The sequence below is a fragment of the Halomonas sp. G15 genome (genome assembly GCF_021282295.1).
GTDB classification, from domain to species: domain Bacteria; phylum Pseudomonadota; class Gammaproteobacteria; order Pseudomonadales; family Halomonadaceae; genus Halomonas; species Halomonas alimentaria.
In genome coordinates, this window is the sequence record NZ_JAJSPA010000001.1 from 1 (window position 1) to 21844 (window position 21844).

Below are 21844 nucleotides of genomic sequence, written 5' to 3' on the forward strand. Positions count from 1 at the left end.
TGGTGCATAAGGGACGGTGTAAGCATCGGGTCATCCATGAGCAAAAGCCGTTAGATGACCACATTAGCTCCTACTGGTAAAGCGCTACGAAGCCCGTCGTAGAGCGGTTTTTCATGCGTTTTCCCTGGCTGGGAAGCGGTTTCATCGACACCGACGGTGGCCACATTGCTCAGGTCTAGCTCCCCCAGCATCCGGCCGACGTAGTGGTGCACGATGCGCCACAGCCGCTTGTCGGAGATCTCCAGCTACCGGGAGACGGCCAGTACCGGCATCTCCTTGACCAGCGACATGGCGGCTTGCTCGAACACGCTGCCTGGCCGGGCCCAGGGCACCTCGATGCGCTTGACGCCATGCTCCGGGCACTTGGCGCGGGGCACGCGGACGTGCAGGTAGCAGTGGTGCTGGAAGAAGTTCAGATGCCGCCAGGTCTTGTCGGCGAAGAAATCGTGAGCCGGGCAGGCCTTGCCGCACTCAGGACAGGGGCGCTCGGCCTCGACGTAGAGGTCCAGGCGATGGGGTGACACGGAGGTATCCAGGTGCTGGTCCTTGAGGATCCAGGGCGCTTCCAGGCCCCCCGAGTTCGACAGATAGAAGCGTAAACTATTGATTATCCTGGAAACGCGTTTTCAAAATTGGCACTACAAGCGAGATGTAGTCGGTGCCGGCAGGCCAATGGCTTCGAAGAGATCGCGTTGTTCAGGCTTCAATTTGGTCAGGCCGCTCGCCGTCTCGCGACGGTGAAGCAGGACCTGGTGGAACTGGATCTTGCGGGCAATCTCCAGTGCCCGCGTCGGTAACAGTGGGTGATCGCTGGTCTTCAACCGCATCCGGAGCACTCGGTAAAGCACCAGCGCGAGGAAGCAGATCAGCGCATGGGCGCGGATACGATCCGGCAGCCGGTGGTAGACCGGCGCGATCTCGATGTCGCTCTTCAGCACCCGGAAGCCGCGCTCGATGTCTGCCAGCGCACGGTAGCGCTCTACGATCTCCTGCGGGTCGTGGTCGGCCATGTTGGTGACCAGCAGCAGCTTGCCGTCCATCATCCTGGCGCGATCGAGCGCCCGCTGATCCAGGACATAGTTGAACGTCTCGGCGGTCAGATCGACCTTCAAGATATGCCCGAGGTGAGCGTCGGTGACGGCCTTGTAGAACCTGGCGGTGACGCCGGCATCGGAGAGCTTTCTGCCGCGATAGCGACGCCCGGCATCCTGGTTGTCCAGCTTTTCGAACCACTGGCGCGCATCGGCCTGCAGCGCCTCGATCTTCTGATCGTGTGCCGCCGTCTGCGCCTTGGCGACCTCCGGCCGGTGCGCCACGATCAGCCGATGATCCTGCCATGCCATCTCGCCGTAGGCTTCACGTTCGGCGTCCTGGCAATGCGTCTGATGAAACGCCTTCAGCAGCGCATCGAACTCGCCATAACGGCGTCCCGGCACCGCCAGGATGAATTCCAGAGGGCGATCTTCGATACGCACGGCGGATAGGGCGGCCAGATTGTCCAGGGAGAGCAGGCCACGGTCGGCGACCAACACGACTCGCCGCACGTTGAAACGCTTGACCACCGTCTCGATGGTCGGCAGCAACGTGCGGGTTTCCGCGACATTGCCATCGAAGACTTCGTGGTGAATGGGTAAGCCTTCCGCCGTCTGTACGACACCGAGCATGAACTGGCGGGCGATTCCGCCCTCCTTCGAGGGACCGTAGTGACGAACATCACCGTTGAGCGAGGTACTACCTTCTGCCCGGATCGTGGTGAGGTCGTAGAAGACGATCGAGAGTTCCTGGTCGATCAGTGGCTTGAGCTGCTGTGCCAGGACGTCATTGAGGGCTTCGCTGCAGTCCGACAGGGTATCCATGGTGCGCAGCAGATGCTGGTGACTGATCGAGACCGTGTCGACGTCGGGCACCAGTACATCTTCCAGCCAGCGCAGCACCCCGAGCTTGGATTCCGGATCACATAGACGATTGAACACCATGACCCGCAGCAGCCGCTCGGCATCGAACTGGCGCTTGCTACGCAAGACACGCCGGAAGGCGTCATCCAGGCCGAGCTCTTTCCAAAGTGACGTCAGCAGCCAGGTATCGCCAACGGATCGTGCCGGCGCGAAGTCAGTCTCACCGGTGCCTTCCTCGAGTGTGGGCTGGCCGGTGACGCGCAGCAGGCCATTGATCAGCGCGCTGGATTCCCCGGCCGTGACGGCTTCCAGGCGTCCCAGCGTCGCGATCACACGTTGGCGCGGTTTGCCGGCCTCGTCGCGATAGGACTCGACGAGCTTCACGTAGCGGCGTGGGCCGGATTTGGTGACTTTGACGAACATGTCACCACGATAGACCGGTCAACCCATGACTGGCAAGGCACCAAGAGAAAAACGTGTCACTACAGAGAATTCGGCCAGAAATGGCTAAGTCACTGAATTCTCAGACCATGGGTGCCGATTACAGGCCAAAATCGGGCTGGAAGTGTCGAACTCGGGAGGCCCAGGCCGAGGGTCAGAATCTGGGTGCCCGTCCACGTCATGCCCCCCTGTCGTCGTGGAGGTCATATCCTGGCCCAGCTCAGGCGGCGAATTCCACATCCAACGACGAAGAGCCGAAATGTATCAGGAAAACACCATCTCTGAACTTTCCATGAGCACCAGCATTAACGCCATAAAAAACTTAGAAAACCAGAACGCCAGGACATTAAATAACTAATAACAATAATTGCCATGACGGCCCAATAAAAAAGATAGTTCACAGAATGTGCAATAGCAACACCCTGCAATCCCCAAATGTTTACAAAGTGATAAGTTAGCCCGTAAAAAAATATGGCAAAAGTTATTTCGGTCAAGATAAATAACTTTGTCATGGCTTTACTTAACAACAAGTAAGCCAATATCCAACTCCCGATCTTTAATGTATCACCTACCATTTGCCAGCCAAACAAAGCCTCCATCTGGATAAACTCGGAAGTGAACAGTATTCTGATCACAAAATCTCGCAAGAGGTAGATAATAAAGCCACAGGATGCCGCCACAGGCAGTATAACCCTGTAGCCTTGCAAAATTTCTTTTTTAATATCGGCTGGGTCTTGAAGCTCCGAAAGCCTTGGCAGATAATAAACACTCAATGTCGTTGTTACCAGCATCAGATAAGCTGCACTAAGTCGCCACATAGCTTCCCAGTAGCCTGCAGCCTCCCAACCAAGTGTTTCGCCTAGATGGTTGCGGATTAGGATATGACTGAGGGGTACACAGGCGGCGCTTGTGAGCGCCATTGCGGTGAATTTTGCCAAGCCCTTGGCAGACTGCTTGTCGATACCACCGAGCAGGTAGCGCAGATTGAACCAGCTGGCTTTGTAGGTGAGCGTCAGGGTAACAAAGAAGGTAAGTGACTGGTATATTGCCAGAGCAACCAGTGCGCCGTACAGACCCAACTGGATCGCCATGAGGGTAGTTACCACCAGTGCAAAGAGACTACCGGCAATATTGGCGGTTACATAACGTTGTATCTCTTTCTTTCCATTAAGGATAGCAAGTAAGAGGGTGTTGAACACGAACAGCACCAGTGTTGCCGCAAACCACACAAAAACGCTGCCAAGGCTTTCATCCTTTAGAAACCAGCCTGCCAAGGGTTTGTTGAATACAATTACGCCAATCCCTACTAGTACAGAGCCGATCAGCGAGATAGTTCCGGCTGTTCGCCAAACGGCATGTTGCCGGGCTTCGTCATTGTGGTACTCAGCCGTGTACTTTGTCACACCTGTATTGATCGCGCCACTGGCCAATGTTGTGATCATCTGTACGGCGTTTTGGAACTGCCCTAACGCTGCATAACCTGCTGGGCCGACATAGATAGCCAGTATTTTGTTCAGGCCCAGCAAAGTCAGCATTTTGATCACGACAGCAATGCCGTTCAGCAAGCTGGTTTTGATCAGTGTCATGCGTCAACGCATCTCAAAGTGATTACAGGCGACAATAACTGCATGTACTTGCTCATCGGTCATCACGGGGCTTATCGGCAGACTCAGGACTTCCTGATGAATGGCTTCTGTCAGCGGGTAAGATTGCTCGTCCCACTGCGCGTAGGCCTGCTGCTGATGCGGAGGGATCGGGTAGTGGATCAGTGTTTGGACACCGGCATTAGCCAAGTGTGCCTGCAAAGCTTCGCGTTCTGCTGTGCGGATCACATAGAGATGAAATACGTGATTTTCCAATGACTCCAGTGTGCTATTTGCCTGAATTGGCTGTGACAGTACGGGATGCATGATGCCTTTGGCATAGGCCAGTGCAATCTCTTTGCGCCGCTGGGTTTCTGTATCAAGGTGCTGTAGCTTCACCCGCAGCATGGCTGCTTGCATCTCATCCAGGCGACTGTTGACACCCTGATAGAGGTTTTCATATTTTTTGTGGCTACCGTAGTTGCCCAAAGCGCGAATAGTACTCGCCAGTTCATCATCATTGGTAGCGACAGCACCAGCGTCACCCAGCGCACCGAGGTTTTTACCGGGGTAGAAACTGAAACCCGATGCGTGACCCCAGCTGCCCGCCTTTTTACTGTTGATCGCAGCCCCGTGCGCCTGAGCAGAATCTTCCAGTACCAATAATCCATGTTCATCTGCCAATGCCATCAATTCAGGCATGGGGGCCAACTGACCGTACAAGTGAACTGCGAGGATGGCTTTGGTGTTGTGGGTAATGGCAGCGGTTGTTTTAATCGGGCAAAGGTTGTAGGTGTGCTCGTCTGGCTCAACCAGAATCGGCTTCAGTCGGTTTTCAGTGATCGCAAGGATACTGGCAATATAGGTATTGGCAGGGACGATAACTTCATCGCCTTCCTTGAGTTTTCCAAGCTCTTTCCAGGCACGCAGTGTCAGTGTCAATGCGTCCAAGCCGTTTGCTACACCGATACAATGCTGGGTGCCGCAGTAGGCCGCAAATTCTGACTCAAACGCTTTCAGCTCTGTACCTTGTATGTACCAGCCGGAGTCGATTACACGGGTAGCGGCATCAATCAAGTCCTGGCGATATTGGGCGTTGATTGCTTTTAGGTCAAGAAACGGAATTGTCATGTAAATTTATCTGCCAATTTTTCTTTTGCAGCTTTAACAGCTTCTTCTGTTATTTCAAAATACTCGTTGACTTCATCTTCGTTGTTTTTAACAGCGCCCATTCGAGCATGGAAATTGATGACACCTTTGTTACCTTTCATGACATCAAAGTGTGACTTTTTAAAACCCAACTTTTTAAAACCAAAATCATAAACCAAGAACGCGCTTTCTAAAGCAGCATAGCGTGTTTTGTTTTCGTTTAAGATCCAACTACCCCAACAGAACGAATCATTGCGAATATCATAGATCCGAACAGTACCACATGGCGTGCCATCTAAACGTTCAATGATGAAGTAATATTGGATGCCCTTTTTCTCATCATCTTTATATTTTCTAATCCAATTTTTTTGAGCTTCAACATCAGGGCTTACTGAAGACAAGAATGCGTTATATCGATTGTCTAATCGAAGTGTGAGAATAAAATCTGCATCTTTCTCTTCTACTAAACGTAATCTTATATTTTTTCCTTCCAGTTTGATCATGCTGCTAGCCTCACAGCATGAAAACTGTTACTCAGGTCGTGTCGTGTCGTGTCGTGTCGTCAGTATTCTGCTGCATACTTGCTCCCCCACCAGTGTTCAATTTTTCGTAGCGTAAAATTTTCGCGGGATTACCCACCACAACAGCGTGTGCAGGTACATCCTTGGTGACTACAGCGCCTGCGCCTATCATGGCGTATTCACCTATGGTGATGCCGGGCAGAAGGGTCGCGTTGGCGCCTATGCTGGCGTTGCGCTTGATCGTGATGCCTGAGAACTGTTCAGGATACTCTTTGGAGCGGGGGTAAGGATCATTGGTAAAGGTAACATTGGGGCCAATGAATACATCGTCCTCAATGCGCGTGCCCTCCCACAGTTGCACACCCGATTTCAGTGTCACCCTGTCGCCAATAACGACATCCCCTTCGATCAAGGTTTGAGCACAAATATTACACTCTTTACCGATCTTAGCGCCCTTCAGGATTACGACAAACTGCCAAACCCGTGTGCCTTCGCCAATGGATGAAGTGGCCACATCTGCCAGAGGATGAATAAAGCTCATACACCCACCACCTTAAGGAAGTCGTCATAATCACGAATATAGTCGGCTTCGTCATAGTGTTCGCTGGCCAGTACTAGCAACACGCAGTCGGCGGTGAAGTCGTGCATTGTTCCCCATACCAATGCATCCTGAAGTAAACCGATATTGGGCTGGTTCAAGTCATAGGTGATTGTCTGTTTGCCGTCATCCAGCGTGACTTTACAGGAGCCATTCACCGCAATTAGATACTGTCGAGTTTGGTGATGTGAGTGCTGGCCTCGCGGCACGCCTGGCTGCGTACCGTAGATGTAAAAAACGCGCTTCACCTCGAAAGGAACATCTTGCTGGCCTTCAATGGCAACCAGCTGACCACGGTGGTCACCCAGTATACGATGCTCGGTAATGCTCATACTTGCTCCCCCGCCAGCCTGAGCAGGTACTGACCATAGCCATTTTTACTTAATGCCTGTCCCTGCTCTTTTAACGCTTCCTTACCGAGCCAGCCATTGTTGAAGGCGATCTCTTCCAGACAAGCCACTTTCAACCCTTGGCGATGCTCAATGGTCTGCACGAAGCTACTCGCTTCCAGCAGGCTTTCATGGGTGCCGGTATCCAGCCAGGCAAAGCCACGGCCCAGCAGCTCTACGTTCAAGTCGCCGCGTTCAAGATAAGCCTGGTTGACGCTGGTGATCTCCAACTCGCCGCGGTGCGACGGCTCTACGCGCTTGGCGATCTTGATCACGTCGTTGTCGTAGAAGTAGAGGCCGGTGACTGCGTAGTGGGACTTGGGCTTGGCCGGCTTCTCCTCGATGGAGATGGCACGCTTGCTGGCATCGAACTCGACCACGCCGAATCGTTCCGGGTCCTTCACCTGGTAGCCGAATACCGTGGCTCCACTGGCACGTGACGAGGCTTCCTTAAGCTTGGGTGAGAACCCCTGGCCGTAGAAGATATTATCGCCCAGCACCAGGCAGACGCTGTCGCCGCCGATAAACTCCTCGCCGATGATGAAGGCCTGGGCCAGACCATCGGGGCTGGGCTGCTCGGCATAGCTGAGCTCGATGCCGAAGTTGCTGCCGTCGCCCAGCAGTTTTTCAAAGTTGGGCAGGTCTTCGGGGGTGGAGATGATCAGCACCTCGCGAATGCCGGCCAGCATCAGCACGGAGAGCGGGTAGTAGATCATCGGCTTGTCGTAGATCGGCAGCAGCTGCTTAGAGACACCCATGGTGATGGGGTAGAGCCGAGTGCCGGAGCCACCGGCGAGGATGATGCCTTTGCGTGCCATAGTGATTCCTTTCAGTGTTCTGTGTCTCGCCAACGCTTGGCGATGGATCGCGCAGGATCTGCGCTCCTACATGTGAGTGGTGATGCCCAGCCTCTCGCGCTGGTAGCTGCCATCCTGCACCCGACGGCTCCACTCCTGGTTTTCCAGGTACCACTGTACCGTCTTGCGGATGCCGGACTCGAAGGTCTCTTCCGGACGCCAGCCGAGCTCACGCTCGATCTTGTCGGCGTCGATGGCGTAGCGCAGGTCGTGACCGGGGCGGTCTGCCACGTAGGTGATCAGGTTGGCATAGGGGGAGTGCCGCGATGGGGCCAGCTCATCCAGCAGCGCGCAGATGGTGTTCACCACCTCGATGTTCTGCTTCTCGTTATGGCCGCCGATATTGTAGGTCTCCCCAACCTCCCCTTCCGTCACCACCTTGTAGAGGGCGCGGGCGTGGTCTTCCACGTAGAGCCAGTCGCGGATCTGCTCGCCCTTGCCATAGACCGGCAGCGCCTTGCCTTCCAGGGCGTTGAGGATCATCAGCGGGATCAGCTTCTCGGGGAAATGATACGGGCCGTAGTTGTTAGAGCAGTTGGTGATCAGCGTCGGCAGCCCGTAGGTGCGCTGCCAGGCGCGCACCAGATGATCCGAGCTGGCCTTACTGGCCGAGTAGGGAGAGCTGGGGGCGTAGGAGGTCTCTTCGGTGAAGAGCCCCTCGGGCCCTTCCAGGTCGCCATATACCTCATCGGTGGAGATATGGTGGAAGCGGAAGGCGTCGCGACGCTCGGCATCCAGGCCGTTCCAATAGGCACGGGCCACTTCCAGCAGCGTATAGGTGCCCACGATATTGGTCTGGATGAACTCCGCCGGGCCATCGATGGAGCGATCCACGTGGCTCTCGGCGGCCAAGTGCATCACCGCATCCGGCTGATGCTCGCGAAAAACGCGCTCCACCTCGGCGCGGTCGCAGATATCGACCTGCTCGAAGGCGTAGCGGTCGCTGTCGGCCACTTCCGCCAGTGACTCCAGGTTGCCGGCATAGGTGAGCTTGTCGACGTTGACGACCCTATCGGCGGTGTGGCGGATGATATGACGAATCACGGCCGAGCCGATAAAGCCCGCGCCGCCGGTGATGAGGAGTTTCATGGGATAAGCGCTACAAGAGTCGAGGAGTCATGAAGCAAGGGGTGGCCCGTTGAAGCCACAGTGGACCGCTTGGGTCAGACCCTGCCATTGAAATATTCATATACTGGATGGCTACAGCACTCATAGTGCTCGCCGCCGGGAGTCTGACCCGGCGCGGTGAGGGCATGGTGCTCTCAGCGAAGAGTGAACCGGCCCTCTGAAAGTTTGCTGAACACCGTGGGAAGTTGAACTTGCAAGATGGTGTGCTGGCAACTTTTTGCGGCTAAATTTCGTTAGCTCGCTAGCAAAAACCGGCATTTTTTCCGGAAACGCCATTTCGTGAATTCGGCGGCAATATTGCCGCTTGGCCGGAAATTTTGCCGTTTTGCTGCCCTTCCCTGCCGGCCGTTTGGAAGCCAAAAACGGCATTTTTTCCGAAAATCGCGTTTCACGAATTCAGCGGTAAAAGTGCCGAAAATGCGATTTCACGTTTTGGGCGGCTTCGCCAACCTACTGATTTTCATATATATTAGCGATAAGACGGAGGTTGTTGCTGCCGGAAAGGTCGAAAGGCAGTATTAGGCACTCAACCCATGACGATGACCAGTTGCATCAGCGTATGTTCGCGTCTGCAAAGGAAGCAATGCTTTACGTAGTGGCGCGACCGTTTCGTTCAGCCCCCACCGTCTGCTGGGAGAATATCGCCCTTGGTTGGGGAGGGCATAGCTTCCCAGCAGTTGTTCATGGAAATACCGAGTAAGCTGTTGCAGATGTTGTGCGGTATCTCGGCGACACACTGGATACTGACTAAGCAGTTCTAACACGCAAAGCGTACGCTGAAATGCCTCACGTGGCATCACGCTACGCAGCCATTCCAGTTCGGGTTGCGTCGGGCGATATCCGAGATACCAGACAGCCTCGGCTAGCCGCCTCACGTCATCGACAGCATACTCGAGAGGGCGCGAGCCGACCCGATACAGCCGTTTGCGTGTAAAGGAAAGCGTCATGACTCCCCCCCACAATGGTGATATTCGTCAAGTACTACTTTCAGGTTGCCCAATATACGGTTTTCGTCGCCAACGAAATAGCTGATCGCTTCCCGAGCCAATCGCTCAAACTCGTCGATGTCAACATCTCGTCGATGCGCTGTTTGTTGGGATCGGCCTGTGCACGAACTCAGGATGAGTGAACAACTCCTTGTAACCTGTGTCGTGGTGCTTGGCCATGGCGGTTATCCTCGCGACGGCTATACTGGCTATTTATCCAGTATAGCCCAGCCTGACAAGAGCGGGGTGTCCCATGACCCGTGATAGCCGACCCGGCGAGCTCATCCAATCCGATGAGGCGGTAGTAGAGTTCGAACGCCTGCCCCAGGTGGTGAAGCGGCTCTCGGCCCGGGCTCGCCGGCATATTGCCAACAGCGTGTCGAAGAACACCATCCGCGGCATGCGGGCCGACCTGCGCGTCTACCAGCGTGCGGGTGGCCTGCTGCCGGCAGATGAGTTCGATATCGCCAACTTCATCGCGGATCAGCGCGCACTGGGCAAGAAGCCCGCCACCCTCGAGCGCTACCTCAACTCCCTGCACATGTGGCATCGCTACATGAACCTGCCCTCGCCGGTGAGGAGCATGCCGGTGCGCGCCGTGATGCGTGGCATCCGTCGCTCGGCTGGTACCCGGCAGAAGGAGGCGCCACTGTTGCTTGAGGACCTGCATCGCCTGCTGGATCACATCGACCGCTCAAGCCTGCGTGGCAAACGCGACAGCGCCCTCTTCGCGATGTGCTTCCACGGTGCCTTTCGACGCAGCGAGGTGGTGGCACTCTACCTGGAGGATATCCAGTGGGAGGCCCGCGGCGTCCTGGTGGGCCTGCGGCGCAGCAAGACCAATCAGGAGGGGGCTGAAGAGACCAAGGCGATCCTCCGCGCTCCAGCATCCTTCTCGTACTGTCCCGTGCGGCTGCTGGAAGCCTGGTTGGCGGCCTCGGGCATCCGGCGTGGGGCGGTGTTTCGCAGCATCAGCCTGAGCGGGAAGCTCGGGGCTGGGCGGTTGACCGGCTGTGTGGTGGCCCAGCGCTTGGCCCACCATCTGGAAGCCGCCGGCATGGCCGATCGCGGCTTCTCACCACACAGCTTTCGGGCCGGCTTCATTACCGAGGCGCATCGTCGCGGCAAGGCCGCGGTGGATATCAAGCGCGTCAGCGGTCACCGTTCGCAGAGCACCTTCGAGCGCTATATCCGGCGTAGCGATGCCTTCGAAGACCACGCCGGTGACTTCTATGGCGGCGTGAAGGAGCCTCGAGTCTACGCCTGGCGCTGCCGGTAGCTCTTCAGACTCCCCGCAAACCGCGCCAGGAACACCAGCATCACACCGAGCATGCCACCCAACACCAGGGAGAGCGCGAGGATCAGCGCCTTGCGGGGCTCGCTGGGGCCAGCCGGCGGGAAGGCGTACTCGACCACATCGACCACGCGCTCGGTGTGGTTGGGCTCGACTCCTTCGTCGATACCGTACAGACGGCCACTGTCTAGCAAGGTAGCGATGCGCTGGCGTTGCTCCAGCTGCTGCTCGGTGGAGCGAATCTCACCGTTGCTCAGCCCCTGGTCGATAGCGTCACGCAAGGTATCGCGGTCCGCTTCCAGCGCCTGGTAGCCCATGAAGTAAAGTGGCAGGGAGCCATCGCCACTGATATTGGCATAGATCACTTCGCTACCAGTGGGCTGGCGGCCGAACTGCTGCGGCGTTGTCGGCTTCTCGATCTCCAGTCGCCTCGCTACCGTGATTGCCTGCTCCAAAGCGAAAAGTCGGTCTTCGCGGGCGCTTTGAAGGGACTCCTTCTGCAACTCAAGGTCGGTCTGAAGACGGGCCAATTGGGCTCGGTTGTAGTCATCGAAGCGATTACGAAGCGTGCTCCAAACTTCTTCAGCAGTGCTATGTACATAAGCGTTCAGCACCTCTGCCCCTTGCTCACCTTCCGGGTAGCGGTAGGTCAGATCCAGTACCAGGTCTCCATCCTTGTCGGCGGTCAGCCCGTCGACACTTAGTCGCCCGCTGAACACTCTGCTGAGGTTGGCATCTTCGCCAAGAACGAACATGTCGCGATTCTGTTCGACGAAGGCCTCGAAATTCTGATAGCTGGTCAGGCGATTACCCAGGGTACGGTAGGCCTCCCCCGGTGAGATCGAAAACCCATTGAGCAGGCTGAACCCGGAAAAGTTCGCGCTGGGAGCCGGCACCGCCCTGAAGCGAGTTTCATAGCTGGGAGTAGTCACCGCCAGGTAAGCAAATGCCGCGACCACGGCCACCACGATGGTGCCGAGGATCCAGTACCAGCCTTCGATCAGCATCAGTGCCAGATCGCGCAGGTCGATCTCGTCGTTATAGGCCTCTGGTGGCAGGTCAGGAGTGGTCATTCACTGGTATCCTTTCTGGGGTTATTCGGCGTTCGGCCACGCTACCGCCAGGGGAGTCGCTTTAGCGACTCCCCTGGCGGTAGCTCGGTTGCCCGAGTTCTTAGCCGGCATTCTATCGAGAACCCTCCCATGTGACCATGGCCTAAGCCAACTGAATCATGCTCAGTTGCCAAGAGCTAAGCGCGCTTGTTGGTGAGTTGGGACGGGGGCGAGCGGCCAAGCGGAATTGTGTGAGGCTGGGTTCCCCGGGCGAAGGAGGCCGAAGGCCTCCCTGGTGATGCCAGTTAGCTGAGTAATTCCTCTGGGGCGACTGGCGGCGCCATTCGCGCGGCGGAGCCGCCCTCCTACAAAATCACCATAACCTTCGACAACGGTGCAAACGGCAGATGCTCCGCCTAGGCTGCGATGGACTGGTGTGGAAGGATTTGAAAACAGTGTTCGACTATCGTAAACTGTCGTTGAACATCCAGGATGGATCACCCCAAAGGAGATGACATCATGCGCTTCAATTCCGTAATTGCTGCTACCGCTGCCCTGTCGCTGACGCTGGCTGCTGGTCAGGCCATGGCCTACCAGGCGGGTGATGTGTACGTGCGCGGCGAGTTCGAGAAGTCCGACGTCAACGGTGACGAGCTCTCCAAGGAGAACGCCTTCGGTCTGGCCGGTGGTTACCTCTTCCACGACAAGCTGGGCGTGGAACTGGGCATCGGTGAGGACGTGGAGCACGACTACCAGCTCGAGACCGGCCAGGCCGGCGAGCTCGATCGCATGCCGGCCAACCTGCTGCTGCAGTACTACCCGCTGGGTGGTGTCGAGGCCGCACGAGTGCAGCCGTTCATCGGTGTGGGCGTGAACTACACCCGCTTCTCCAGCGTGAGCGGCGCCGACATGGACGTGGATGACAGCTATGGCTTTGCCGGCCAGCTGGGCATGGACCTGACCATCACTGACAACCTCAGCGCCACCGGCTTCGCCCGCTACACCGAGGTGGACGCCGAGTTCGAGCAGGCCGGCCAGACCGTCGACGACGTGCGCCTCGACCCGCTGACCGTCGGCGCGGGTGTCACCTACCGCTTCTAAGCGGCACTCACGCATAGAAACTAGACAGCGCCGGGCCCTCACGGGGTCCGGCGTTTTTCGCTGTTACGGAACTCCCATGACGTTGAATCTTTCTGAACTGCTCACCAAGGTCGAGCGCATCGCCCTGCAGGCGGGTGATGCCATCATGGCCGTCTACGCACGCGACTTTTACATCGAGGAGAAGGACGACAAGAGTCCGCTGACCGAGGCGGACATGGCCGCCCACAGGGTCATCATGGCGGGCCTGCAGGCACTGCCTCAGGGCATCCCGGTGCTCTCCGAGGAAGACGTCGGGAGCTTCTCCGGTGCCGATGCCGACGGCCGCTACTGGCTGGTGGATCCGCTGGATGGCACCAAGGAGTTCATCAAGCGCAATGGCGAGTTCACCGTCAATATCGCCCTGATCGAGAGCGGCAAGCCGGTACTGGGGGTGGTGGTGGCCCCGTCGCTGGAAGTGTCTTATCTTGCCGCCAAGGATGTAGGGGCGTTCAAGGTCGACTGGGGTAAAGAGAAGAGCGGCGAGCGTCAGCCGATCCATGTGGCCGGCAAGCCCGCCGAAGGCACCACCTGGCGCGTGGTGGGCAGCCGCTCACACCCGAGCCCCGACCTGGCCGAGTGGCTGGAGAAGCTGGGCAGCCACGATATGGTGCCCGTGGGCAGCTCGCTGAAGCTGTGCCTGATCGCCGAAGGTGAAGCCGACGTCTACCCCCGCCTCGGCCCGACCTGCCTTTGGGACACCGGTGCCGCCCAGGCGGTGGTGGAGCAGGCAGGCGGCCGGGTGGAGACCCTGGAGGGGGAGGTGCTTTCCTACGCCACCCCCGCCGAGAAGCTCAATCCCTATTTCGTGGTGTGGGGCCACAGCGACTGATCCAAGCCCGGAAAGCACCCAGCCCGGCACATGGCCGGGCTGGGTCGTCAGGATCAATGATCAGGCATATTCAGTCGCTGCCGAACAGATCCCGCGTGTACACCTTGTCTGCCACATCGGCGAGTTCTTCAGCCATGCGGTTGCTCAGGATCACATCGGCCTCGGCCTTGAAGGCGGCGAAGTCGCGCAGCACGCGGGAGCCGTAGAAGGTCTCCTCCTCCAGCACCGGCTCATAGACGATCACCTCGATGCCCTTGGCCTTGATGCGCTTCATCACCCCCTGCATGGCGCTGGCCCGGAAGTTGTCGGAGCCGGTCTTCATGATCAGTCGGTAGATGCCCACCACCCTTGGCTTGCGCGCCAACACCTGCTCGGCGATGAAGTCCTTGCGAGTACGGTTGGCATCCACCACCGCCTGGATCATGTTGCTCGGCACATCCTGGTAGTTGGCCAGCAGCTGCTTGGTGTCCTTGGGCAGGCAATAGCCGCCGTAGCCGAAACTGGGATTGTTGTAGTGCTTGCCGATGCGCGGGTCCAGGCCTACGCCTTCGATGATCTGACGGGTGTCGAGGCCGTGGGTCTCGGCGTAGGTATCCAGCTCGTTGAAATAGGCCACGCGCATGGCGAGATAGGTATTGGCGAAGAGCTTGGTTGCCTCGGCCTCGGTGCTGTTGGTGAAGAGCACCGGGATGTCCTGCTTCTCGGCGCCCTGCTTGAGCAGCTCGGCGAAGGTTTCGGCGCGAGCCGAGCGCTCGCCGACGATGATCCGCGACGGGTGCAGGTTGTCGTAGAGCGCCCTGCCCTCGCGCAGGAACTCCGGCGAGAAGAGCAGGTTCTGGGTACCGAAGCGCCGGCTGGCCTCCACGGTGTAGCCCACCGGCACGGTGGACTTGATCACCATCACCGCCGCCGGGTTGATGGCCATCACATCCTGGATCACCGCCTCGACGCTGGAGGTGTCGAAGGTGTTGGTCATCGGGTCGTAGTCGGTGGGCGTGGCGATGACGACGAAATCCGCGTCGCGGTAGGCAGCCTGCTTGTCCAGGGTGGCCGTGAAGTCGAGCTCGCGGTGGGCCAGGAAGTCGCTGATCTCGGCATCCTCGATGGGCGAGCGGCCCGCGTTGAGCGCCTCGACCTTCTCGGGAACGATATCCAGCGCCACGACCTGGTTGTGCTGGGCGAGCAGCATGGCGTTGGATAGGCCGACGTAGCCGGTGCCGGCGATAGCGATCTTCATGTTGATTCCTTTCGGTATACGTGGGGTATTTCGTCAGCTAAGTGCCTACGGGCCAGAGGCTCTGCAGGTGGCCAGCTATTTCCGGCAATTCTATCAAGTTTGGTAAAGGTGCAGGGCGCCTGACGGCGCCCTCCTACAGCGCGGTATCCATCGCCCTTGGCTGGGCGCGGTCGAGCAGGCTGTGCCAGCGGGTGAGGATGGGGGCATCGCTGTAGCTGACTTCGGCGAGGAGTTGGCGGAACTCCTGACGGACGCCGGCGTCGGCGGAATCGATCAGAGTGAGCCAGGCTTCCAGGGCACCGATCTGCTGGTGGAGGTTGCCGTCCTCGCGGGCGTGGGTCAGGGCCAGTTCGATCAGGGCGACAAGCTCCTCACGAGGATGACCCAGGCGGTGGCGCACGCGCACCAGCTGCACGGCGAGTTCCGGCACGAACAGCGTGGTGCGCTCGCGGGCGAGGACCAGTGCCTGGTCGAGGTAGTCCTCGGCGCGGGAGACCTCGCCCAGGGCGATGCAGGCATCGACCAGCCACAACGAGGGCCGACTGTAGGGATCGCGTCCGGTGAGCTCGGTGAGCTCCTCCTGAGTGGCTTCGATCTGGGCCAGGCCGTCGCGGTCGCCGGCGATGGCGCGCTGCCAGCCGAGCACGCCGCGGGCGGCCATCTGCCAGAGGTGCAGGTCGGGGGTGCCGGTGAGCCGGTGGGCACGCTCGGCACGGTCGGCGGCGAGGTGCACGTGGCCCAGCTGGCGATAGAGCGCGGCGGCGTACATCAGCGCCATGGCCAGGCTGCCGGGGTGGCCGATGCGCTCGGCGAGGCGAATGGCCGACTCCACCTGGATCTCGGCACGGCGATAGTCGCCGCGCAGGCAGAGCGCCCAGCCCTGGAAGCAGGCCGCGGCCACCTGCGGGTGGTCGGAGAACGGCAGCCACTCGATCATCATCTCGCACTCGAGCGGGTTGATCTCGTCGAGGTGGTCGTAGGCGAGGGGGATGCGCCCGGCCCAGTATTCGCAGCTGGCCTGGGCGTACTCGGCCAGGCGTGAATAACGTGGGTCGTCGAGCTGGCGAGCCAGGTCGGCCAGCGCGGTCGCCAGGCGGAAGGCATCGGCGTGGGCGTGGCGCTGGCTGCAGCCTACCCACAGGCCCCACTTGACCAGAAAGGCCTGCTCCAGATCGACGCTCTCGCCCTCCTCGGCCAGCGCCTTGATCAATTCGCGGGCGCGCACGAAGCTCTCGTGGGCGGTGGGCGAACCATGCCCCTCCAGGGCGAAGGCGGCCTGGCCACGCACGGTGAGCAGGCTGATCTCGCGCTCGGCCTGGCCCGCCACCTGGCGCAGGCTGACCAGCCCCAGGTCGGCCATCTTGAGGGCGGTGCGATTGGCGCTGACCTTGAGCGCCTCACGAGCAGCCAGCTCGTAATAGCGCGCGGCCCGGGCGAAGTGGCCGCTGCGCCGCAGGTGGGTGGCGAAGTCCCCCGGGTGGCGGCCGATCCACATCGGGAAGCGCTCCTCGATCAGCTCGACCACCTGGCGGTGGATGGCACTGCGCACGTCCCGCGGGCAGGAGAGGTAGGCGGCCTCCTGCAGCAGCTGGTGGGTGAACTGGAACTCGCGGCCGGCGTCATCGCCTTCCACGGGTTCGATGATCTCGAGTCGGCGCATCTGCTCCAGGGCCTGGGTCAGCCGGGCCCCGTCGAGCTCGCTGCACTCGGCGAGGAAGTCGTAGCGGAAGCGGCGCCCCAGCACCGCGGCCACATGCGCCACCTCGCGGTCGCCGTCGAGCTGATCGATGCGGCTGGCGAGCAGGCCAAGCAGGCCGTGGGGCAGCTCGTCGAGCTGCACGCTGCGCCCCTCGCGGCGGTCCATGTCGACGCGGCGCACGATCTCCTGCAGGTAGAGCGGCACGCCGTCGCAGCGCTCGATGATCTGGCCGCGCAGCCGCGGGCTGATATGGATGCGGTAGCGCCGCGCCAGCTGGGAGAGCAGCCGCGACGACTGCATGGCGTCGAGCTTGCCGAGGGTGATCTGCTGGTCCCAGTGCAGCTTGGCGGGCAGACCCTCGCGGCCGTGGTGGCTGGCCACCAGCATGAAGCCGCAGTTGATCGGCAGGCGCGCCTGGAGGCCGGCCAGCACCTTGACGCTGGGTTCGTCGAGCCACTGCAGGTCGTCGATCATCAGCACCAGAGTGCGCTCGGCGGCGATCCGGCCGATCAGCCGCTGCAGCAGGCCGACGACCAGCTCCACCGCCTCGCCGCTCTGGGTGAGCTCTGCCACGGCGTGGGCCTCGCGGGCGCCCAGGGCCTCCTGCAGCAGGCGGCAGCGCGACTCGTCGAGCTCGGGGGCATCGAGCGCCTCGCACAGCGCCTGCAGGCTATCCACATCACACTCATGGCCGAGGTGCCAGCGCAGCAGCTTGCGTGCCACACCGTAGGGCTCCTGCACCGAGAGCCGGGTGGTGGGCTGCCAGCAGATGGCGGCCTCGCGGCTCTGCTCGAGCTGGCGGAAGCCCACCATCAATGCCGACTTGCCCATCCCCGAGGGGCCACGCACCAGCACGCTCTGGCGCAGGCCGATGCCGGCGCGGGCCAGGGCGTCGCGCAGGCTGCGCAGCTGGGTCTCGCGGCCCACCAGGCTCGGCGGCAGGGCCTCGCGACCGCCCTCGCTGGCCCCCAGGACCAGCGCGCGCAGGCGTACGCGGCCGTCGCTGGCCACCAGCCGCGAGCTGAGCCGCGGCTGCAGGTCCAGCGCCGGCGGCATATGCTGGCTGGCGTCCTGGGAGATCACCAGCTCGCTGCCTTCGGCGGCGCCCATCAGGTCCAGGGAGCCCTGGGTGACCTGGCCCATGGGATCGACCAGGCGGCGCTCGGGCAGGTAGATCACCCGGCCACTGTTGAGGCCGGCGGCGAGCTCGACACGCGGCGGCTCGCCCTCCCCCGTCCAGTGACGCGCGGACTCCTCCGGCAGCATGCGCCGGCAGTGTTCGTAGAGGGCCACCAGCTCGGCCAGCTGGTGCGCCGGGCCATGGGTGCCGAAGCAGGCGAGCCCCAGCCCGCCGGTGGCGCCGGGCAGCCAGAAGCCACCCAGGTGGTGGCACTGCTCCTCCAGCCAGCGCATCAGCTCGAACTGCAGCATCAGGCAGGCGCGGCTGGCCGGCCGCGACGAGAGGTCACCCTTTAGGCGCAGGCGGATGGCCATCACCGAGAGCTGACGCTGCTCGATCTCCTCCTCGCGCAGCGGCGCGCTGTCCGCCGCCAGGGTGCGCGAGAAGCCCACACTGCCGGCGCCGGCGGCGTCGGCCTGGGCGTCGGACCAGTAGCGCGCCAGCTGCAGGAAGCCCGGCTCGGGCTGCTGACCGGAGAGCGCCAGCAGCTGCAGGTAGGCGTTGTACTGCTCATGGGCGGCGGCCAGCTGGCCCTGCTCGGCCAACTGGCGAACCAGCCGCTCGTGGAAGGGGCCGTAGCCGGAGAAGCGGTTGACCAGGGTCTCGAGGAGCGAGTCGGGCACGCTCTCGAAGCGCTCGAGCACCGCCTCGGAGAAGCGGATCACGCGCTGACGCCAGTCGTTGCGCACCTGCACCATCCAGCGCTGGAACTCGGGGCAGTTGGCGATCTGTAGCTCTTCCACCAGATCACCCTGATAGTGCTCAAGCAATGTGGCCAGGGTCGGCAGGTCACGCTCACCGTCGAGCAGCTGCTGGATATCGTGCAGGTCGAGGGTCCAGCGCTCGGGCAGCTGGAAGGCGATGGTCTGGCGCGAGACCACCAGCACCTCATCGGCGTGCTCGCCCAGCGACTGACGCAGGCAGTGCAAGGCGTGACGCAGGTTGGTGCGCCCCGACGAGAGGCCCTGGTCGGGCCACAGCAGCTCGGCCAGGGTGGCGCGGCTGACCGGCTGATGGTGTAGCAGCAGGTAGACCAGCAGCGCCTTGACCTTGTCGTAGCTGAACTGGGTAAGGGTGTCCTCGCCGAGAGAGAGCGAGAAGTGGCCGAAGAGTGTCAGCCGAGCCGAGGTGAGGGTCTCGGCGACGTCGGAGGCATCCCGCATCGTGGTATTCCTGCGTCCTGAGCGGCGGGCCGGGATCAGGCCGGCACACCGCTGTGAAAACGAAAGGCCGTGTCCGGCTCTTGTATTAACGCCGCCTCGCGCTCGACGAAGAAGGCGATTCGGGACTCGACCGGTGTGTCGCTCAGGTGCTGAGCCAGCATCAGGTAGTCCTCATAGTGGCGCCCCTCCGACTTAACCAGAGTGCGATAGAACTTGGCAAGTTCGGCATCGAGGTGCGGAATCAGCCGCGCGAAGCGTTCGCAGCTGCGGGCCTCGATCAGCGCGCCGATGATCAGGATATCGGTGAGCCGCTCGGGGTCGGCGGGTCGCACGTGGCGACGCAGCCCCTCGGCGTAGCGCGAGGCGCTCAGGTGCCGGTAGGCGATGCCGCGGGCCTCCATCAGCTTGACCACCTGCTCGAAGTGCAGCAGCTCCTCGCGGGCCAGCTGGCTCATCTTGGTTAGAAGCAGCGGCTGGTCGACGTAGCGGTAAAGCAGGCTCATAGCGGTGGAGGCCGCCTTCTTCTCGCACTGGGCGTGGTCGATCAACAGCAGCTCGGGATTCTCCAGCGCCCACGCCACCCACGCATCGGGCGTGCGGCAGCCCAGAAATTCCAGCAGCTCGGCAGAAAGCAGCGCCTCGGCATCGGCCACGGCGGCGCCGGTGTCGGACACGGCAGCTGGCTCGGTCAGGGTCTCGGACATGATCGGTTCGCGTCTCACCGGGTGAAGATAACGTTAAAACGTCATGGTAGCGCGAACAGAGGCCGGATAGGAGGGGATTCGACCTTGGTGTGAACCGGCCTGCCATATCCCTTTGACATATCCCATCATAAGACTAGGATTGAATGGCACACCTACCACAACCTCAAGGAGCCGCACCTTGGAACAGGCAGCCGTGTTCAAGACCAATCGCAGCCAGGCGGTTCGGCTACCCAAGGCCGTCGCCCTGCCTGAGGACGTTAAACGCGTGGAGATCATCGCCATCGGCCGCACACGGATCATCACCCCGGCCGGGGAATCCTGGGACAGCTGGTTCGACGGCCCGCCGGTCTCGGCCGACTTCATGGCCGACCGGGACCAACCCCCCGAGCAGGAACGCGAGGCCTTCTGAATGCTCAAGTACCTGCTCGATACCAATATCTGCATCTACACCATCAAGAACCGTCCACCCGAGGTGCGCGAAGCCTTCAAGCGGCATCACCATCAACTCTGCATCAGCACCATCACCTTGATGGAGCTGATCTATGGGGCGGAGAAATCGGCAGCGCCTGAGAGAAATCTCGAGGTCATAGAGGGCTTCGCTGCGCGCCTCGACGTGCTCGCCTATGACAACGAGGCGGCTGCACACAGCGGTCAGCTAAGGGCCGAACTCGCCCGCGGCGGCACTCCCATCGGTCCCTATGACCAGATGATTGCCGGCCATGCCAGATCCCGCGGCCTGATCCTGGTCACCAACAACCGGCAGGAGTTCGAACGAGTACCGGGGTTAAGGGTGGAGGATTGGGTGAACTCCAGATAACCCCTGCAGCTGATGTGGGAGCCCGATTGCTGTGGGAGCCCGATTGCTGTGGGAGCCCGATTTATCGGCGATAGCGGTGCCTCCCAAGGGAGGCCTGCGGCCTCCATCGCCCGGAACCCGGGATCCCACAGCTGGCTCGATTCATGCTCGGCCCTGTGGTAGCAGGATATTGTGGGTGTGGGAGCCCGATTGTTGTGGGAGCCCGATTTATCGGCGATGGCGGTGCCTCCAAGGCCGCATCCCTCAAGAGTCTGAACTCAACCAGACGGCATCCCAGTAAGGGTATTGCAGGATATCGTCGACTATTCCCGCGCGAAGTGGGTTGGCCACGATATAGCGAGCGGCCTTGATCACGTTATCCTCCTTACGAATACAGTGATCATGGAAACCACGCTGCCAGAGCCCCGCACCCACCCTATGGCTCACAATGGCCTTATAGCGGCGAACAGCCTCAGAAAGGTTGCCGTGCAACTCCAGCAGCCAGTGGACGTGGTCAGGCATGACAACAAAAGCAAGGGTACCTGCCTCAACTGTAATCGACTGAGAATTAAAGGCACGGCAGGCAGCCTGGGCGTATTCAGGAACATCAAACCAGCGAGCTCGGTTCAATGTAACCGCTGTTACAAGATAGTAATGACCCTCCAGCGAACGGCGTCCTCGCCGAAGGGCATGGGAACGGGGGGACATGCGACTGAGGCTCTTCGGACTCTGTGACATCAAGATAGACAGGAGATGTTGAGGCCACCAATCGCCGATAAATCGGGCTCCCACAATATCGGGCTCCCACAGGGCTATAGGCCCGGGCCTTCCCGGAGGAGGTGCCCTGCAGCTGATGTGGGAGCCCCGATTCCGGGCGATGGAGGCTGCAGGCCTCCCTTGGGAGGCACCGCGATGAAGGCGAGTCACTTGTGGGAGCCCGGATTCCGGGCGATGGCGCCGACAGGTGCCTGGCTGTGTTGTGGTGGCCTCTTCCATCGCCGATAAATCGAGCTCCCACAATATCGGGCTCCCGGTGGCCTCTTCCATCGCCGATAAATCGAGCTCCCACAACAATCGGGCTCCCGGTGGCCTCTTCCATCGCCGATAAATCGGGCTCCCACAATATCGGGCTCCCGGTGGCCTCTTCCATCGCCGATAAATCGGGCTCCCACAAGTCCAGCTCCCACAAACCCAGCTCCCACA

19 protein-coding genes are annotated in these 21844 nt (G+C 60.4%); 5 read left to right on the forward strand and 14 right to left on the reverse strand.

Annotated elements, in window-relative coordinates:
• Positions 1 to 245 precede the first annotated feature (245 nt).
• From LWH48_RS18405 to rfbB, 9 genes are all read right to left on the reverse strand, one after another.
• Entirely contained in the window at positions 246 to 524 is a 279-nt protein-coding gene (locus LWH48_RS18405) for a transposase family protein (protein WP_442908281.1), read from the reverse strand.
• A gap of 114 nt (positions 525 to 638) precedes the next feature.
• Positions 639 to 2318 (reverse strand): IS1634 family transposase, encoded by a 1680-nt coding sequence (locus LWH48_RS00010; RefSeq protein WP_232910778.1) that lies wholly within the window; start codon positions 2316 to 2318, stop codon positions 639 to 641.
• Positions 2319 to 2641: 323 nt separating this feature from the next.
• Positions 2642 to 3922, reverse strand: a complete 1281-nt coding sequence (locus LWH48_RS00015) for an O-antigen translocase (protein WP_232910779.1) — start codon at positions 3920 to 3922, stop codon at positions 2642 to 2644.
• 3 nt (positions 3923 to 3925) lie between these two features.
• Positions 3926 to 5050, reverse strand: a complete 1125-nt coding sequence (locus tag LWH48_RS00020; protein ID WP_232910780.1) for a DegT/DnrJ/EryC1/StrS family aminotransferase — start codon at positions 5048 to 5050, stop codon at positions 3926 to 3928.
• The gene (locus LWH48_RS00025; RefSeq protein WP_232910781.1) at positions 5047 to 5571 is read right to left on the reverse strand and encodes a GNAT family N-acetyltransferase; all 525 of its coding nucleotides are present in this window, start codon (positions 5569 to 5571) and stop codon (positions 5047 to 5049) included. The genes LWH48_RS00020 and LWH48_RS00025 overlap by 4 nt, the downstream gene beginning before the upstream one ends.
• Positions 5572 to 5602: 31 nt before the next feature.
• Positions 5603 to 6130, reverse strand: coding sequence for an acyltransferase (locus LWH48_RS00030; protein ID WP_232910782.1), 528 nt, complete (start codon positions 6128 to 6130; stop codon positions 5603 to 5605).
• Positions 6127 to 6519, reverse strand: coding sequence for a sugar 3,4-ketoisomerase (locus tag LWH48_RS00035; RefSeq protein WP_232910783.1), 393 nt, complete (start codon positions 6517 to 6519; stop codon positions 6127 to 6129). The genes LWH48_RS00030 and LWH48_RS00035 overlap by 4 nt, the downstream gene beginning before the upstream one ends.
• Positions 6516 to 7394, reverse strand: a complete 879-nt coding sequence (gene rfbA, locus LWH48_RS00040; RefSeq protein WP_232910784.1) for a glucose-1-phosphate thymidylyltransferase RfbA — start codon at positions 7392 to 7394, stop codon at positions 6516 to 6518. Before rfbA ends, LWH48_RS00035 begins: the two co-directional genes overlap by 4 nt.
• A 66-nt stretch (positions 7395 to 7460) precedes the next feature.
• Complete coding sequence (rfbB, locus tag LWH48_RS00045) at positions 7461 to 8522, reverse strand: dTDP-glucose 4,6-dehydratase (RefSeq protein WP_232910785.1); 1062 nt, start codon at positions 8520 to 8522, stop codon at positions 7461 to 7463.
• Between the two features lie 1278 nt (positions 8523 to 9800).
• On the opposite strand from rfbB, the gene LWH48_RS00050 reads away from it, so the two are divergent.
• The gene (locus LWH48_RS00050; protein ID WP_232910786.1) at positions 9801 to 10826 is read left to right on the forward strand and encodes a site-specific integrase; all 1026 of its coding nucleotides are present in this window, start codon (positions 9801 to 9803) and stop codon (positions 10824 to 10826) included.
• Here the strand turns inward: LWH48_RS00050 and LWH48_RS00055 are convergent.
• Entirely contained in the window at positions 10805 to 11914 is a 1110-nt protein-coding gene (locus tag LWH48_RS00055; protein ID WP_232910787.1) for a Wzz/FepE/Etk N-terminal domain-containing protein, read from the reverse strand. The genes LWH48_RS00050 and LWH48_RS00055 overlap by 22 nt on opposite strands.
• A 498-nt stretch (positions 11915 to 12412) precedes the next feature.
• Between LWH48_RS00055 and LWH48_RS00060 the strand changes: the two genes are divergently transcribed.
• Both LWH48_RS00060 and cysQ read left to right on the forward strand, forming a co-directional pair.
• The gene (locus LWH48_RS00060; RefSeq protein ID WP_232910788.1) at positions 12413 to 12994 is read left to right on the forward strand and encodes an OmpW/AlkL family protein; all 582 of its coding nucleotides are present in this window, start codon (positions 12413 to 12415) and stop codon (positions 12992 to 12994) included.
• A gap of 76 nt (positions 12995 to 13070) precedes the next feature.
• A complete protein-coding gene (gene cysQ, locus LWH48_RS00065; RefSeq protein WP_232910789.1) occupies positions 13071 to 13862 on the forward strand; it encodes a 3'(2'),5'-bisphosphate nucleotidase CysQ in 792 nt (263 codons plus the stop codon).
• 70 nt (positions 13863 to 13932) lie between these two features.
• Here cysQ and LWH48_RS00070 read toward each other — a convergent pair whose 3' ends face one another.
• The 3 genes from LWH48_RS00070 to LWH48_RS00080 form a co-directional block, all read right to left on the reverse strand.
• Entirely contained in the window at positions 13933 to 15099 is a 1167-nt protein-coding gene (locus LWH48_RS00070) for a nucleotide sugar dehydrogenase (RefSeq protein ID WP_232910790.1), read from the reverse strand.
• 133 nt (positions 15100 to 15232) lie between these two features.
• Entirely contained in the window at positions 15233 to 19141 is a 3909-nt protein-coding gene (locus tag LWH48_RS00075; protein WP_232910791.1) for an AAA family ATPase, read from the reverse strand.
• 35 nt (positions 19142 to 19176) lie between these two features.
• Entirely contained in the window at positions 19177 to 19845 is a 669-nt protein-coding gene (locus LWH48_RS00080; RefSeq protein WP_232910792.1) for a tRNA-(ms[2]io[6]A)-hydroxylase, read from the reverse strand.
• Between the two features lie 178 nt (positions 19846 to 20023).
• On the opposite strand from LWH48_RS00080, the gene vapB reads away from it, so the two are divergent.
• Complete coding sequence (vapB, locus tag LWH48_RS00085) at positions 20024 to 20254, forward strand: type II toxin-antitoxin system VapB family antitoxin (RefSeq protein WP_023004963.1); 231 nt, start codon at positions 20024 to 20026, stop codon at positions 20252 to 20254.
• Positions 20255 to 20662, forward strand: coding sequence for a type II toxin-antitoxin system tRNA(fMet)-specific endonuclease VapC (gene vapC, locus LWH48_RS00090; protein ID WP_023004962.1), 408 nt, complete (start codon positions 20255 to 20257; stop codon positions 20660 to 20662).
• Between the two features lie 243 nt (positions 20663 to 20905).
• Here vapC and LWH48_RS00095 read toward each other — a convergent pair whose 3' ends face one another.
• Positions 20906 to 21349, reverse strand: a complete 444-nt coding sequence (locus LWH48_RS00095) for an REP-associated tyrosine transposase (protein WP_232910793.1) — start codon at positions 21347 to 21349, stop codon at positions 20906 to 20908.
• Positions 21350 to 21844: the final 495 nt, after the last annotated feature.

What these genes read in the sequence shown, in the direction of transcription:
- LWH48_RS00010 (WP_232910778.1), bottom strand. Translation starts at nt 2,318, where the DNA reads ATGTTCGTCAAAGTCACCAAATCCGGCCCACGCCGCTACGTGAAGCTC.
- LWH48_RS00015 (WP_232910779.1), bottom strand. Translation starts at nt 3,922, where the DNA reads ATGACACTGATCAAAACCAGCTTGCTGAACGGCATTGCTGTCGTGATC.
- LWH48_RS00020 (WP_232910780.1), bottom strand. Translation starts at nt 5,050, where the DNA reads ATGACAATTCCGTTTCTTGACCTAAAAGCAATCAACGCCCAATATCGC.
- LWH48_RS00025 (WP_232910781.1), bottom strand. Translation starts at nt 5,571, where the DNA reads ATGATCAAACTGGAAGGAAAAAATATAAGATTACGTTTAGTAGAAGAG.
- LWH48_RS00030 (WP_232910782.1), bottom strand. Translation starts at nt 6,130, where the DNA reads ATGAGCTTTATTCATCCTCTGGCAGATGTGGCCACTTCATCCATTGGC.
- LWH48_RS00035 (WP_232910783.1), bottom strand. Translation starts at nt 6,519, where the DNA reads ATGAGCATTACCGAGCATCGTATACTGGGTGACCACCGTGGTCAGCTG.
- rfbA (WP_232910784.1), bottom strand. Translation starts at nt 7,394, where the DNA reads ATGGCACGCAAAGGCATCATCCTCGCCGGTGGCTCCGGCACTCGGCTC.
- rfbB (WP_232910785.1), bottom strand. Translation starts at nt 8,522, where the DNA reads ATGAAACTCCTCATCACCGGCGGCGCGGGCTTTATCGGCTCGGCCGTG.
- LWH48_RS00050 (WP_232910786.1), top strand. Translation starts at nt 9,801, where the DNA reads ATGACCCGTGATAGCCGACCCGGCGAGCTCATCCAATCCGATGAGGCG.
- LWH48_RS00055 (WP_232910787.1), bottom strand. Translation starts at nt 11,914, where the DNA reads ATGACCACTCCTGACCTGCCACCAGAGGCCTATAACGACGAGATCGAC.
- LWH48_RS00060 (WP_232910788.1), top strand. Translation starts at nt 12,413, where the DNA reads ATGCGCTTCAATTCCGTAATTGCTGCTACCGCTGCCCTGTCGCTGACG.
- cysQ (WP_232910789.1), top strand. Translation starts at nt 13,071, where the DNA reads ATGACGTTGAATCTTTCTGAACTGCTCACCAAGGTCGAGCGCATCGCC.
- LWH48_RS00070 (WP_232910790.1), bottom strand. Translation starts at nt 15,099, where the DNA reads ATGAAGATCGCTATCGCCGGCACCGGCTACGTCGGCCTATCCAACGCC.
- LWH48_RS00075 (WP_232910791.1), bottom strand. Translation starts at nt 19,141, where the DNA reads ATGCGGGATGCCTCCGACGTCGCCGAGACCCTCACCTCGGCTCGGCTG.
- LWH48_RS00080 (WP_232910792.1), bottom strand. Translation starts at nt 19,845, where the DNA reads ATGTCCGAGACCCTGACCGAGCCAGCTGCCGTGTCCGACACCGGCGCC.
- vapC (WP_023004962.1), top strand. Translation starts at nt 20,255, where the DNA reads ATGCTCAAGTACCTGCTCGATACCAATATCTGCATCTACACCATCAAG.
- LWH48_RS00095 (WP_232910793.1), bottom strand. Translation starts at nt 21,349, where the DNA reads ATGTCCCCCCGTTCCCATGCCCTTCGGCGAGGACGCCGTTCGCTGGAG.